The sequence below is a fragment of the Fibrobacter sp. UWB15 genome, from assembly GCF_900177705.1.
GTDB lineage: Bacteria > Fibrobacterota > Fibrobacteria > Fibrobacterales > Fibrobacteraceae > Fibrobacter.
On the sequence record NZ_FXBA01000006.1, the window covers coordinates 170,855 to 184,613 of the forward strand.

The window sequence follows — 13,759 nt, forward strand, 5'->3', positions numbered from 1 at the left end:
TTTATTTTTAGAAGTTGGCGTCGGTAATTGTGGCGAATGCTAGCTCTGCTTTTCTTCCTTTTCGGGAGGATTTTCTTCATCGCGATCATCCTCGCCTTCTTCGCGTTCCGCAGCTTCTGCTGCTTCTGCGGCCTGCTTGAGCGGATGTTCTTCGATATAGTCGAGACTCACCTGGAAGTTTTCGCCCTTGGGCTTTTCGGCATCCTTTTTCAAGGCGGCTAGTTCAATGGCGGCAGCCTCGTAGTCGGCTTCGGTCACCCATTCGGGCTTCCACACGATTACGCGGTTTCGACCGCCTTCTTTACCCTGGTAAAGGGCCTTGTCGGCCATTTGAATGCTTCGGTCTGCACCCAGACGGTCGTCGAACTTGGCGACACCGAGCGTAATGGTAATCTTGATGGTGAAGTCCGCATAGCGAACGGTCATCTTTTCGATCTGTCTGCGGAAACGTTCGGCGACAACTCTTGCGCCTTCGAGGTCCGTTTCGGGCAACAGGGTCAAGAATTCTTCGCCACCGTAGCGGGCAAAGACATCGTACTTGCGCAACAGACCGCGAATGGTCTGGGCTACCGACTTCAGGATGATATCGCCGCAGGCGTGGCCGTAGGTGTCGTTGATATTCTTGAAGTGGTCAATGTCAATAAAGATAAAGCAGAAGGGCTTGTGGGTTCGGGCTGAACGACCCATTTCGTTTGCGACGGTTTCGTTCATTTCGCGGCGGTTCGGGAGTCCCGTCAGTTCGTCGGTCTTCGAAATCAGTTCCAGCTTCTTGTTGGCCAGTTCCAAATCCTTGGTGCGTTCCTTGACTTCCTGTTCCAAGATTTCTCTATGGGCGTTCAGCTCCTTAATCTGACGTTTAATTGTATCGTGCATCGAGTTGAAAGCGTTGCCCAACTGGCCCAGTTCGTCTTTACGGCTACCCACGTCAATGTTTTCGATATCAAGGTCTCCGTCAGTGATTCTACGGATGTGCTTGGTAATGCGGTTCAGCGGAACGCCCAGCATGTAGAACATCCATGCTGCGACAAGGAAGATTATCAGAATTGAAATCACGAGAATGGCGATGCTTGCCTGCGTTGCCGAAGAAATCAGGTCGTCAATTTCGCTTTTCGGCTGGAAGGCAAAGAGACCAAAATCGGTGTTAGAATCAAAGTAGTAGTTAACAAGATACTGCTCGTTGTCGTAAAGCTTCTGGAACTGAGCTTTCTTGACATCATAGTTGCGAGGATCAATTTCTGTAAATCCAAGTTCGTTGATCTTGTGTGTATCTGTAAGCCAACGCTTTAAGTCGGGGTGGTACAGAATTTCTCCTTGACCGTTAATGGCGACCAGGAATCCGTTTCTACCAATTTTATAGTTAGGGAAGTTCGTCCAAAGTCTGCGAAGTGAGAATTCTGCAAGCAGGTATCCGCTGGAACTAGACTTGTTTGTAATGCTAATGCCGAACAGACGCTTTGGGGGTGCATCCTTTGCTTCCCTAAACCAGGGCGTCAAGTAAGGGCGGTGCGGAGTAATGCGCGAAAAATCAATGGGGTAGGGGCTTTCTGTTGGAATGCCGACCATGGAGTTGTCGCAAATGAACGAGTAGCCTCTGTCGTATAAAGTAACGGTTTCACCCGAAATGAACAATGTCGAAATGCTGTAGCTCTTAAGGTAGCTGGCAGCCGTATTCGGATCGAGACTTTGAATTTCGGATGTCTTGGAAAGAAGTGTCAGGCGGTCGCCAAACTGCTTCATTTCGCTAGATGCCATGTAGCCAATCTGCGAGAGAGTCGACTCGTTGTTGTTGAAACTCCATTCCAACATCAGGTTTGTCTGTTTTGACGTGAAAATAAAGATACTCCCCGTGACCACGAGGGTCATGGAGAAAATCAAAACGATAAGCACCTTGAAGACGATGCTTCGTGAAAAACCTGATATGGTAGTGGTCGACATAGGCGGTTACTTCAAAAACTTGTTATCTCTTGCGGCGACGGAGGAAGGCGAACAGGAATCCGAGGACCAGCATAACTACGAATACAAACGGGGCCTTTTGCATATTGCTGTCAACGGCCTTGTTTGTGGAATCCTTGGTAGCTTCCACCTTCGGTTTGTTTTCTTCGTTAATCTTGTTCCAGGCGGCCTTGAATTCTGCCGCCGTCATAATATTGGTTGTCGGGTAGTTCAACTTTTTGTCGATTTCGACCGTGAGGTCCTTGAATATCTCGTACAGCTTGTCTTCGGAATAGAGCGACGGAATTTCCATCTGTTCCCAAATGGCGCTGAATAGGGTGTTGAGTTGTTGTTCCAGTTCGCCCCATTCCGGAATGGCCACGTAGGCGCGACCGGTTTCAAGGGCGCGAACAAGAATGTTGTAGTCTTCATCCTTGGCCCATTCCTGCAGAACCTTTCTAGATGGCGGCAAAAAGCCAATCTGCTTAGTATAGGCGTCCAGGTTTTCGTCGTCGGTTAAGAAGAGCAAAAGGTCAAGAGCTTCTTTGCGTTTGTTGTTTGCCGGAATGGCGAGGTTTGAACCGCCGATAAAGCTGACGCTTCCGACCTTGCCCTTAGGAATGGGAACTACCATGACGCTGTCGGAACCGATTCGGGCGTTAGAAAGGCCTCCCATGTTTCCGTGGAAACGGGTCTGCATGATGATTTCGGAAGTGCTCACGATAAAGGCGAGCTCGCCATTGTTGAATTGCTGGGCAATCTGGGCCGTGTTGGTCTGCAGGGCTTCGGGCGCTACGAGCGTATCCATGATAAAGTGGAGGTAGCTTGCAATGCCTAGGAGCGTTTCTTCAGAAAGAATGTTGGCATGCCATTTGCCGTCGGCGTCTTTCTTGATGAACGAACCGCCGTTGCTCCAAATCCAGGGGGCAAAGTTGTGTGGAAGGTTCCAGTCGCTCCTGCCGGGGAATGCGTAACCGCGTACGTGGGCGCCGTCTTCAAGAACTTCGTCTTTGCTGTTGACTTTGCGGATGGCGTTCTTGAACCCTTCGTAGGTCTTGATAGAATCTTTGGTAATGCCGTGTTCTGCAAGAATGCGCTTGTTTGCAAGGACGGCACGGATATCGATAAACCAAGGAACGGAGTAGATGGTCGTGTCTTCGTCGATATGGGTCGTGTTCCAGCTGACAGGGACAAATCGGTTGGGTTGAATTTTAGAAAGTTCTTCGTTGAGCGGCTTGATTTCCTTGCGGGATGCAAAGTACGGAATCCAGGTGGAGCCAAGCTGCAAAACATCGGGGGCCTGCTGGGCTCCAGAGAGTGCTGCGGTAATGCGGTTCCAGGCTTCGCCCCAGTCAAGCACTTCGACCTTGGTCGGAATGCCGGTCTTCTTGGTGTAGATTTCAAGTCTTTTTTCGAGGGTTTCTTGCGGAGAGGCTCCGTTGGGCATAATCCACACAGTAAGCGGCTTCGCTTTAGCTGCTATCGCTGCGGTAGATGCAATAGCCACTGCGAGAATGGAATGCATAATTCTATTCGTCATCAAACCCATAAACAACTCTCCTTTCTTACCTATCGTCATGAATATTTGAACATTAAAATAACAAAAAAAAGAGAAAAGTGAAAAAAATCACAAGAATGATAACCTTGATAGATAGTCCAAATTAGAATAAAAAGGCAAAAAGTCTAATTTTGTAAACAAATCTAAACAAATGTGATTGACTTACGTTTTTTTTGAAGTGTGACAAAAATCAAAAAAACACAAATTTTAAGAGAAAAATCACCAAAGTATCATTTTTTAGTTATATTTCTCTCGTCGTAAAAAACGATAATCAACCCTTAAGGAGTTAATAAAATGAAAAAAGGTATCATTACCCTTCTCTGCGCCGGCATGATTGTTCTTTCCGGCTGCTATGGCAAGTACGCATGCTTCAACAAGCTGCTCGCATGGAACGGCACCCTTGGTAACAAGTGGCTCAACTCCATCGTCCACTTCGCCATGAACGTCATCCCGGTTTACGGTATCGCCGTGTTCGTGGACTTCCTCGTCCTCAACACTGTCGAATTCTGGACTGGCTCCAACCCGCTTGCTTCTGGCGACTCCTACTATGAAAAGGACGCTCAGGGTAACACCATTGCTGCTGTCAAGAACGCTGACGGTTCTATGACTGCTGAAATCACCACCGCTGCTGGCGAAAAGGCCGTCCTGACCCTCCAGCGCGATGAAAACGTTATCCGCGCCATCGACGCCGAAGGTAACGTTGTCGCTCAGCGTGAACTCGACAAGTAATTTCTTACTTGATTGATTTTCAAGGACCTTGGTTTATGCCAAGGTTCTTTTTTTATTGATTTTATTATATATTTAGGCTATGCTTAGGCGTGTGTGCTACATAGGGGTGTTGTTGTTCACCTTGTCTTTGATGTCTTGCGTCAATGACGACATCAAACGTGGAAACGACGCCTTGCGTATTGGCGACTATGAACGCGCTATTACGAATTTCTCGAAAGCCTTGGATGTTGAACCGGCCAACCGCGATGCCCGTTACGGGCTTGCGCTTTCGTTCTATGCCGAAGCGGAACAAGCGGACCGTTTCAACGATTCCTCGTTTGTCCGTTGGAGTCGCGCGGCCCGAGAATTCAAGATTCTTTATGGCCTGGATAGTAGTGGAAACATAGATGCCAATTATTCGACTTGCTTGTTCTACTTGGCCCGCGCCACGTTGAATCAAGATGCGTCTGCAAATGTGTTGCCCTTATTGGATAAATCTATACAACTGGATAGTTTGAACTATTTTAGCTATAACTTGAAGGGTTTGATTCTTGCTCAAAGTAATGCCCCCGCTGACTTGAATAGCGCAAAGAATATCTTTATCCATATTGTGACCCGGGAACCGCAGTTTGTTTCTGCCTATATTAACCTAGGGAACATCTATTGGGAAGAAGGCGATATTGAATCGGCTTGGGACACGTGGTCGGCCGGGCTAGAAAAGGCTCCGACAAACAGGGCTCTGATCCACTGGACGCAGGTGGCCGAGGATTCCTTGAAATCCATGGTGCTATCGGGTAGGCTATGAGTGCGAAATCCGAAAAGCCTACGACAAGCATTCTAGATCGAGCTGATGCTTGTACTTTGTTGCATCAGGGGGGGGAAGCCAATGTCTATGAACTTTCCTGTGGCGAAGATCGTTATGCGTTGAAGTGGTATCATGCCGGTTCTTGTTTTGACGATTCTGTTGTAGACAGGTTAAAGCATTTGAACGTTCCCGGACTTTACCGTGTTCGAGAATCGGGGACTCGCGACAATACGGCATACTTGGTCTATGATTTCCTTGATGGGGCGAATTCTGCAGAAGCTCCTGCGATGCCGGTTGTTGTTGCGCTGAAATTGCTCCGGAGTCTTGTGCTGACGCTGGATTTGATGGATAAAGAAGGTATCCATCATGGCGATATCAACCCGGCTAATGTCTTGCTTTGTCAGTCGGGTGCTGCATTGAATACGGTGCTTATCGATTGTGGAATTGTAGGACCGGGAGCCTTGGCTTATGCAGCGCCGGAACGTTTTCAAGGAAAGTCCGCCAGTACGAAGAGCGATCTTTACAGTTTGGGAATGCTTTTGTTCCACTGGATTTCTGGGCAGGACTTGCTTGCGTCGCAGGATTATAATGAACTTGCGGCTCAGGCTATGGCAATCGAAAATGTGGATGTTTCTTCTAGACTTTATGATTCGGAACGTTGCAAGCCGCAGGAACTATCGGCGCTAGAGCCGTTGTGGAAGGCCTTGTTGCGAGAATCTCCGGAAAACCGAGCCGAAGACTTTGACGAACTGGACGAACTTTTGGAAATAGCCCTCGATTCCATGGGAGTGGGTGAGGTGACTGCCCAGACTGCTATACAGAAATACGCCAAGGAATTGTTCACCGCAAAAGTGGGGCAAAAATTCCCGATAGGAGAAAAAAAGGCTTTTCCGTATCGCAAATATGACGGTGAAAACGAAAAAAACAACTTAAAAATCGTCATTTTGGCTTTTTTTGGACTTATATTAATTGCATTGGTGATTGTGCTCTATGTTGGAACCAAAAGTCCCGACATAGACGAAACGGGTAATTTGCTACTTCAAAAATCCAGGAGCCTAGAATCGGGTTTCGAACGAGATTCTGAAAAGACGATAGATTCTGTTCCTCCTGTGATGCTGAAGGATTTGCCTACGCCCGCAATGGAATAATTTTAGAAGGGGTTTCGTATGAAGTCAGAATCGATGCTTGCGACAGAAAAGATGCTGGATGTCGTAAAGATCTTGTTGGACGAAGTCCAACCGGAATCTCTATTTGTGAAAATTCTTGAAGTGGCTAAAGATGTGCTGCATGCCGATGCCGCTGTTCTGGATACTGGTGGTGAAAATGCAATCCACCTTAGCAATCCTGAAAATGTGACCATTTCTATTTCTGCTGTAAAACAGGCGAAGCGCGAAAAGAAGGCGGTGGTGTGGAATCAGCTGGATGACGATTCTGCGGACCTTTCGAAGTCAATTGTACAGAATCAGTTGACAAGCATTATGGTGTCGCCCTTCCGCACGCCCGAAAGTGAATCCGGATACCTGTATTTACAGCGTGCCGCCCGCGAAGAACCTTTTACCGAAGATGACAGCGCCCTGTTCGATTCTTTTGTGATGGTGTGTGAAAAGTTTGCCTTTGCTGCATTCGATCGCTTGCGTGACAAGGAATCGCTGAACATTTTAAGGAATGTCATTCGCAAAGACGGTATCGTGTATTCAAGCAAAGCGATGGCTGATTTGATTGCGCTTGCAGACAAATTAGCGGAACTTCCGATGCCGGTCATTATTCGTGGTGAAACGGGAACCGGTAAAGAGGTCGTTGCCCGCTATATTCATAGGCATAGCCCCCGCGCAGACAAGCCCTTTGTGGCGGTGAATTGCGGGGCCATTCCGGAGCACTTGATGGAATCGCTCTTGTTTGGACATGCCAAGGGCTCGTTTACGGGCGCCATTGAAACCCGCAAGGGATTCTTTGAAGAAGCCGACGGCGGAACGATTTTCCTCGATGAAATCGGGGAACTGCCCATGAATATGCAGGTGAAACTCTTGCGCGTGTTGCAAGAAAAGCATATTACCCGCGTAGGCGACAACCGCGAAATTCCGGTGAACGTGCGCATCATTAGTGCAACACATGTAGACTTGGAAGAGGCGGTCAAGGCAAAACGCTTTAGGGAAGACTTGTACTTCCGCATTCAGGTGATGCCTGTAGAAATGCCGCCTTTAAGGGATCGCGGACAAGACGTTGTGCTTTTGGCCGAAGAATTCTTGACCCGTTACTGCGCCGAATACGGTCGCGGTAAGTTCCATTTGAGTCGCAACGCCGAAAAGGCGATGCTCAGTTATCACTGGCCGGGTAATGTGCGTGAACTCGAAAACAAGGTCCAGAAAGCTTTGGTTCAAGCGGTCCATGGCGTAATTCAGCCGGCTGATTTGGGCTTGGGCGATGTCCAGGCGCAGGCGAAGGAATCGCCGCGTACGCTTAAAGAGGCTCGCGAAGTCGTGGAACGTGAAGTGATTAGCCGCGCTCTTTCCGACAGTAACGCGAATTTGACGCTTGCAGCGACGATTTTGGGCATCGACCGCAAGGTTTTGCGCGAAATCATGGAAAGATTGGGAATGAAAAAGGAAGACTATAAGAAATAGTTTTATATATTTATTATAGCCTAAAAGACGGTTGGCACGGAATTTGCAAGAGATTGAGTATGAAAAAGACTACTCTCATAACGACAATTATGATGGCTGCAGCGCTTAGCTACGCTGCTCCGTCTTCTGCGCGTCCGGAGTCTTCTGTCCCGACCCCCGCCGAGAATATGGAAATTTCGCGAGAAATGCCCAATCTCGGTGCAAAGGAAAGCGCAGACTGGCAAAAATTGCGTGCGGAACGTCGTGCTGCCCGAGAGCAAATTCTTACGGACTTGCGCAATAGTTCCTCCGCTGAAAAGAAGAATATCCGCCAGGAAGTCTCGAAAAAGCGGAACGAAAAGCCTCGCTTTGAGGGGGAAATCCCGAAAAAACAGTCTCGCGAACGTCGTCCTTTTTATGAGCAGCCTGAGTCTCACCAAATGAACCCGATGCGAGATATGCCTAATGGTCCTGCTCCGGCTCCCATGTATCCCATGAATCCCATGTACCCCATGGGTCCTGTGAAGCCGATGGATCATCCCCATCGCTAAATGCGTTTCATTGTAATAGTGCTATTGATGTTTTCGTCTTTGCTTTATGCCGAGACGCAAGAATCTGTGTACTATCGTGCCATGAAGGCTGAAGAAGCTGGCGATGTGTCTGCCGCCCTTGCTGCTTTTGAAGAAGCGGTTCAGATTCCTGGTCCCTATACTGAAGAACTTCGCGAAATCATTGACGAATATTATAAGGCCCTTGGAGAGACTACGGATAAAAGTCCGTGGTCCTTTCGTTTCCTGGGTGACTTAGGATTCTATGGTTTGCATTATAATGAATATGGCGGTGTAGACAAGGTTAACGAATACGGTGGCGATATTTTCTTTTCATTGACACCCTTTGTTGATTATTCAACTGGTGACTGGATTCATTCTTTCGGAATAGGTTTTTCTGGTGATTGGTTTGTGGCTAATGATGACATGCCCGTGCTAGATACGAACGATTGGAATGTCTCGGTAGGGCTTGAATACTCGTTAGTCGGCAAATCCCTGATGCTCGATGTGGGTGCCGATATCAAGGTGGTTGAAGGTGCCTATGTTTCGCCTAATTTTTACGCTTGGGTAGAACGAGATTTTTACCGGTTCGAAAAGCAACGTGTCGGTGCCGCTACATGGGGGTATTACGACCCTGATGGGCCGCTATCGTTTGCTTTGTATGGAGCCTGGCACAGGACTGTTCCGTATGGCTTGAATTGGTCCGTTTACGCGGGAGCTCGTTTCGAAGCGGATTCTGCAGTGGATCTTGTGAGCTATATTGAATCGTATCAGAATGCAATTGAAGAATTGGAACAAGAAGAGGAATGGGAGCCGGAGTATCCGTATCAGTGGGGGTATTATCCTGCGTACGGAGATTGGCAAAACCCGATGCAGGTGTGTCTAGAAACCTATGGGCTGGAATGCTATAACTGGAATATCGGAAAAATTGATTCCATGTATTGGGCGCAGCGGAATGCTCCGCAAAATTCGGAATCGTCAGTTGAAGTTTCGATTCCCAGGTATTATGCCGAATGGCTTGGTCCGACTCTTCGTTCGCAAGTGTCCTATAAATTTAGACGCAATATAACGCTTGAAGCGAAAGTCAATTTGTTTTACGGTTTTGTCCTAGATGGCCCGGATAGCGATTACGAAAAGATGCGTAAATTCAGCGGTGTATGGGGAACGACCTTCTATTGGAAACCGAATGCGATAACGCTTTATTTGGGCGTTGAACAATTCTACAAGCATTATAGTTTGCCTAAATATTATCAGGGCGTTTATCCTGAAAACAGCATCCTTTCAGAGTTGAAAGCTGGCTTCAAGTGGGAAATCTGATAAATGAAAAAAGCAGGACGGAGTCCTGCTTTTTATGGAGATAGTGGGAGTCGAACCCATGACCTACAGATTGCGAACCTGTCGCTCTACCAACTGAGCTATATCCCCAGGATGTAGGCGCAATATAACTTATTTTGCGCCCTTTGGCAAGTTGAATCGCTTGGACTAGTTGCCGCGGTTGTCCATCGAAGAGAACATCTGGATGATTTCTTCGGTGAAAAGTGAACTGGGTAGCCCCTGCGCAATTTCAAGGGCCTTTTCAAGATGGTCTTGTGCGTTGGCCTTGGCCTTCTTGAAAGCGTTTTTTTCGTTCAGTTTTTCAATAATCTTTTCGGGAACGCCGGCTTGGTCTGCTTTGGCAATCAGGACTTCCATCTCGGAGCGTTCCTGCTCGTTACAGCATTCGAAGTAGTACAGCAGCGGAAGTGTAATCAGTCCATTGCCTAAATCGGTGAACTTGGCTTTGTCGAGATTCTTACTGCCGAAACCGTAGTCCAGAAGGTCATCGATAATCTGGAAGGCGATGCCGAAGTGGCTGCCCATCTGGGCGCACCTGTCGATGTTTTCCTTGTCGAAACCGGCGAGAATGGCGCCGATGCGTGCGGCAGCTGCAATCAGGGCTGCCGTCTTTCCGTCGATAATGCGGTCGTATTCCTCAAAGGAAAGTCGCATATTGCCGGACTGGTCCAGCTCCAGAATTTCACCTGCGATTAATTTATCCGCAGCTTTGGAAAGAACCGTCGGAATGTCGTGCGATTCTTCGTCAATCACGCATTGCATGGCCTGCGAAAGCACGTAGTCGCCGATGAGTACAGCAACCTGCGTGCCCCACTCCTTGTGGGCGGTCTTTTGCCCGCGGCGAATGTCGGTGCCGTCGATGATGTCGTCGTGGACTAGGCTTGCAAGGTGCAGCAACTCGATGCCTGCGCATGCGTGTGCGACTCGCAGACTGTCGGGCTTCTGAGAACCGCTCTGTGCAATCAGGCAAAGGAGCGTTGAACGGATTCGTTTGCCCTTGCGCTGGAACAGTGATTCCAGTCGTTCGCCAATGCCTGCGGGGGCGTTTTGGGCAACACCGAAAATGACCTTTTCGGTAAGTTTCAACTGTTCCTGCACAAGCTTGCGGGCTTGCGCCAATACAGTCTGAAAGTCTTCTTTACTTGGCGCCATCGAAATTAAATATCCAGGTCATCCAAGACCTTGTAAGCGTTAGATTCAATGAACTTGCGGCGCGGTTCCACGTCTTCGCCCATGAGCATGCTGAAAATCTGGTCGGCGGCCACGGCGTCTTCCACGTAGCATTGCTTGAGGAATCGTTTTGCCGGATCCATAGTCGTTTCGGAAAGCTGTTCCGGAGACATTTCGCCAAGACCTTTGAATCGGCTGATGGTTACGTTCTTCTTGTCTTCGAGCTTTGCCATGGCTTCATCCTTGGCGGTTTCGTCGAACAGGTAGGTGTCCTTGGTGCCGACCTTGAGCTTGAACAGAGGCGGCATGGCGAGGAACACGTGGCCTTCGTCGATGAGCGGACGCATGTAGCGGAAGAAGAAGGTGAGGAGCAAAGTCTGAATGTGTGAGCCGTCCACATCGGCATCGGTCATGATGACGATCTTGTTGTAGCGGAGCTTTTCGAGCTTGCATTCGGTGCCGAGACCGCAACCGATGGCATTCACCAGGTTCTGGATTTCTTCGGTATCGAGTACGCGGTGAAGGCTTGCCTTTTCCACGTTCAAGATTTTACCGCGTAGCGGGAGAATGGCCTGGAACTCGCGGTTACGACCCATCTTTGCAGAACCACCTGCAGAGTCACCTTCCACGATGAACAGTTCGCATTCCTTCGGGTCGCGGCTGGAACAGTCGGCGAGCTTGCCCGGCAGGCCGCCGCTTTCAAGAACGTTCTTGCGGCGGGCGAGGGTGCGTGCCTTGTGGGCAGCTTCGCGGGCCACGGCGGCGTTATAAACCTTGTCCAAAATAATCTTGACCGCGGCCGGATTTTCCTGGAAGTATTCTTCGAGCTTTGCGCCGAAGGCGGAGGCGACATAGCCTGCGATTTCGGAGTTGCCGAGCTTGCGCTTGGTCTGGCCTTCGAACTGCGGCTGCGAGACCTTGATGGCGATGACGGCGGTAAGGCCTTCGCGGATGTCGTCGGCGGTAATCTGAATGTCTTTCTTGCCCTTGGGCATTTCTTGCGCGAACTTGCTGATGACGCGGGTGAGGGCGGTCTTGAAGCCCGTCACGTGAGTACCGCCGTCGTAGGTGTTCACGTTGTTCACAAAGCTAAAGAAGTTTTCCTGGTAGCCGTCGTTGTACCACATGGCCACTTCCAGCGGATACTGGCCGTCGGGGAGTACCAGGTGAATCGGATCCTGGAACAGCTTGGTGCGGTGTTCATCCACGTAGCGCACGAATTCAGACACGCCACCCGGGTAGCAGAACGTATCAGTCTTCTTGTTTTCGGGATCGCGTTCGTCGGTGAGCGTCAGCCGGAGCCCGCTCATAAGGAAGGCGAGTTCGCGGAAACGCGTGGCGAGCGTGTCGTACACGTAGACGGTTTCGCTGAAAATCGTATCGTCGGGGTAGAACTCAACAGAAGTACCTGTCGTGCCGTCGCTTTCGCCCAAGTCCACCTGCGGACCGCACGGAACGCCTCTAGAAAATTCCTGCTGAACCACGCGGCCGTTGCGGCGCACGGTAACAACCAGCTTGTTAGAAAGAGCGTTCACGCAGCTCACGCCCACGCCGTGCAAACCGGCAGAGACCTTGTAAGAGCTGTTGTTGAATTTACCACCGGCATGGAGCTTGGTCATCACGACCTGGATGGTGCCCACCTTTTCCTTGGGGTGAATGTCGGTCGGAATGCCACGACCGTTATCGGTCACGCGGATGCCGTTACCCGGCAAAATGGCGATTTCAATGTGAGAACAGAATCCGGCCAAAGCTTCGTCCACGGAGTTGTCGACCACTTCCCAAACCAGGTGGTGGAGACCGCGGATGTCTGTTGAACCGATATACATTGCCGGACGAACGCGCACGGCTTCGAGGCCTTCGAGAACGGTAATACTGGAACCGCTGTAGTCTTCTTCGGCCTTTTTCATTTCTTCAGATTCTTCTGCCATTTTTTACCTTGTTTTCTTCTTCTAAAATCTTTGTGCCGGGTCTCTTTTTAACATGCTTTTATACGAAAAGAATGTTCTTGACAGAGGGCTTTCCGAGCAATAAATTACACTTGTCAATAATAGCTTTTTTTTGCAAAAAAAGTTCCTGTTTCCACGCGGAACTACCGCACTTTAGCGTCAAAATATTGCGTTCGAATTTGACGATTTGAACGTGGGGTTTTATGAGTGGACCCACGATAGTTTCAAGGCCTTCGGACAGCTTTTCAAGGGCCATTTCATCGGTGATATGGGCCTTGTCCAAAACCATTTGCAATAGTACGCTGATGTCTTCGGGATCCTTGCCGCAAACGGGCTTCCCGCGCCTTTTGTAAGTGGGCTTGTTCATTAAAGCAACAGCAACTTGGAAAGCACGAAGCCGCCAATCAGGATGCTTGTCATGCCGGCCACCACGGTAGCCTTGGTGTTCTTGCCCACGCCCTCGGCGCCGCTATGGGTGGTAAAGCCAAAGAAGCATGCGTAGCTTGCAATAAAGTAGCCGTAAAGGGTTGCCTTGATAAGACCCACCACCAAGTCCCAGTTCTGGTAGAACATGCGTACTCCGTAGAAGAATACGGCAAAGGACACATCCTTGTAAATATGGGCGACTTCGTAACCGCCTACGATACCGATAAAGATACTGATAATCGTAAGGGTCGGAAGCATGATGATGGTGGCTATTAAACGAGGGGCCAGCAAAAACTTGTAGGGGCTGAGTCCTAATACTTTGTATGCATCAAGTTGTTCGGTGACGGCCATGGTGCCAAGTTCCGAACACATGGACGCCCCAATTCGGCCTGCAAGAACCATTGCGGTAAGAATCGGACAGAGTTCCACCATCACGGACTTACCCACGGCCATTCCCACAAACATCAGGGGAATGATGTCTGCAAACTGGTAGGCGAGCTGCCATGCCATAATAGCGCCTGTAGCAAGCGATGCCGCCACCACTACGGGAATACTGGTGAGGCCCACGTGCTGCATCTGTTCTACGGTAGTGTGGAAATTGCTGAACGCACCTGGAATGCTTTTGAAAAGCTGCCAGACAAAGTGGAGGTAGCTTGCTACGGTTTGCAGAAATTTCCGGATGAATTTACCCAGACTTTCTGCAATTCTGTTCATGAGGTTGATCAAGGACG

The 13,759-nt window shown here is 49.4% G+C and carries 12 protein-coding genes and 1 tRNA gene; 6 read left to right on the forward strand and 7 right to left on the reverse strand.

Going from position 1 to position 13,759, the window contains the following annotated elements; translation table 11 throughout:
• Window positions 1-39 precede the first annotated feature (39 nt).
• Together B9Y58_RS10275 and B9Y58_RS10280 are read right to left on the reverse strand one after the other, a co-directional pair.
• Complete coding sequence (locus tag B9Y58_RS10275; RefSeq protein ID WP_083532287.1) at window positions 40-1,935, reverse strand: sensor domain-containing diguanylate cyclase; 1,896 nt, start codon at window positions 1,933-1,935, stop codon at window positions 40-42.
• A gap of 22 nt (window positions 1,936-1,957) precedes the next feature.
• Window positions 1,958-3,481: an extracellular solute-binding protein gene (locus B9Y58_RS10280; RefSeq protein ID WP_073056101.1), complete on the reverse strand. Its 1,524-nt coding sequence runs from the start codon at window positions 3,479-3,481 to the stop codon at window positions 1,958-1,960.
• 303 nt (window positions 3,482-3,784) lie between these two features.
• Here B9Y58_RS10280 and B9Y58_RS10285 point away from each other — a divergent pair, with 303 nt between their 5' ends.
• The 6 genes from B9Y58_RS10285 to B9Y58_RS10310 all read left to right on the forward strand — a co-directional run bounded on the left by B9Y58_RS10285 (window position 3,785) and on the right by B9Y58_RS10310 (window position 9,468).
• Window positions 3,785-4,219, forward strand: a complete 435-nt coding sequence (locus B9Y58_RS10285; RefSeq protein WP_073056066.1) for a DUF3332 family protein — start codon at window positions 3,785-3,787, stop codon at window positions 4,217-4,219.
• A 79-nt stretch (window positions 4,220-4,298) separates the two neighbouring features.
• Window positions 4,299-5,003 carry a tetratricopeptide repeat protein gene (locus B9Y58_RS10290; RefSeq protein WP_073056067.1) on the forward strand — a complete coding sequence of 235 codons (705 nt, stop codon included), beginning with the start codon at window positions 4,299-4,301 and terminating at the stop codon, window positions 5,001-5,003.
• On the forward strand, window positions 5,000-6,151 hold the full coding sequence (locus tag B9Y58_RS10295) for a serine/threonine protein kinase (RefSeq protein WP_109639749.1): 1,152 nt from the start codon (window positions 5,000-5,002) through the stop codon (window positions 6,149-6,151). Before B9Y58_RS10290 ends, B9Y58_RS10295 begins: the two co-directional genes overlap by 4 nt.
• 18 nt (window positions 6,152-6,169) lie before the next feature.
• Window positions 6,170-7,624, forward strand: coding sequence for a sigma-54 interaction domain-containing protein (locus B9Y58_RS10300; protein ID WP_073056069.1), 1,455 nt, complete (start codon window positions 6,170-6,172; stop codon window positions 7,622-7,624).
• A gap of 59 nt (window positions 7,625-7,683) precedes the next feature.
• A complete protein-coding gene (locus B9Y58_RS10305; protein ID WP_073056070.1) occupies window positions 7,684-8,154 on the forward strand; it encodes a hypothetical protein in 471 nt (156 codons plus the stop codon).
• A 27-nt stretch (window positions 8,155-8,181) separates the two neighbouring features.
• A complete protein-coding gene (locus tag B9Y58_RS10310) occupies window positions 8,182-9,468 on the forward strand; it encodes a DOMON domain-containing protein (RefSeq protein ID WP_233247909.1) in 1,287 nt (428 codons plus the stop codon).
• 35 nt (window positions 9,469-9,503) lie between these two features.
• On the opposite strand, the gene B9Y58_RS10315 is transcribed toward B9Y58_RS10310, so the two are convergent.
• The 5 genes from B9Y58_RS10315 to B9Y58_RS10335 form a co-directional block, all read right to left on the reverse strand.
• Window positions 9,504-9,576: transfer RNA gene (locus tag B9Y58_RS10315), tRNA-Ala, on the reverse strand.
• A 57-nt stretch (window positions 9,577-9,633) separates the two neighbouring features.
• Entirely contained in the window at window positions 9,634-10,638 is a 1,005-nt protein-coding gene (locus B9Y58_RS10320) for a polyprenyl synthetase family protein (protein ID WP_073056071.1), read from the reverse strand.
• Window positions 10,639-10,643: 5 nt separating this feature from the next.
• Entirely contained in the window at window positions 10,644-12,584 is a 1,941-nt protein-coding gene (gene gyrB, locus B9Y58_RS10325) for a DNA topoisomerase (ATP-hydrolyzing) subunit B (protein WP_073056073.1), read from the reverse strand.
• Between the two features lie 58 nt (window positions 12,585-12,642).
• Complete coding sequence (locus B9Y58_RS10330; RefSeq protein ID WP_073056075.1) at window positions 12,643-12,969, reverse strand: DciA family protein; 327 nt, start codon at window positions 12,967-12,969, stop codon at window positions 12,643-12,645.
• Window positions 12,969-13,742, reverse strand: a complete 774-nt coding sequence (locus B9Y58_RS10335; protein ID WP_233247910.1) for an MlaE family ABC transporter permease — start codon at window positions 13,740-13,742, stop codon at window positions 12,969-12,971. The genes B9Y58_RS10330 and B9Y58_RS10335 overlap by 1 nt, the downstream gene beginning before the upstream one ends.
• Window positions 13,743-13,759 lie beyond the last annotated feature (17 nt).

Coding starts and splice junctions, on each gene's coding strand:
- B9Y58_RS10275 (WP_083532287.1), bottom strand. CDS start 1,935: ATGTCGACCACTACCATATCAGGTTTTTCACGAAGCATCGTCTTCAAG.
- B9Y58_RS10280 (WP_073056101.1), bottom strand. CDS start 3,481: ATGGGTTTGATGACGAATAGAATTATGCATTCCATTCTCGCAGTGGCT.
- B9Y58_RS10285 (WP_073056066.1), top strand. CDS start 3,785: ATGAAAAAAGGTATCATTACCCTTCTCTGCGCCGGCATGATTGTTCTT.
- B9Y58_RS10290 (WP_073056067.1), top strand. CDS start 4,299: ATGCTTAGGCGTGTGTGCTACATAGGGGTGTTGTTGTTCACCTTGTCT.
- B9Y58_RS10295 (WP_109639749.1), top strand. CDS start 5,000: ATGAGTGCGAAATCCGAAAAGCCTACGACAAGCATTCTAGATCGAGCT.
- B9Y58_RS10300 (WP_073056069.1), top strand. CDS start 6,170: ATGAAGTCAGAATCGATGCTTGCGACAGAAAAGATGCTGGATGTCGTA.
- B9Y58_RS10305 (WP_073056070.1), top strand. CDS start 7,684: ATGAAAAAGACTACTCTCATAACGACAATTATGATGGCTGCAGCGCTT.
- B9Y58_RS10310 (WP_233247909.1), top strand. CDS start 8,182: ATGTTTTCGTCTTTGCTTTATGCCGAGACGCAAGAATCTGTGTACTAT.
- B9Y58_RS10320 (WP_073056071.1), bottom strand. CDS start 10,638: ATGGCGCCAAGTAAAGAAGACTTTCAGACTGTATTGGCGCAAGCCCGC.
- gyrB (WP_073056073.1), bottom strand. CDS start 12,584: ATGGCAGAAGAATCTGAAGAAATGAAAAAGGCCGAAGAAGACTACAGC.
- B9Y58_RS10330 (WP_073056075.1), bottom strand. CDS start 12,969: ATGAACAAGCCCACTTACAAAAGGCGCGGGAAGCCCGTTTGCGGCAAG.
- B9Y58_RS10335 (WP_233247910.1), bottom strand. CDS start 13,742: ATGAACAGAATTGCAGAAAGTCTGGGTAAATTCATCCGGAAATTTCTG.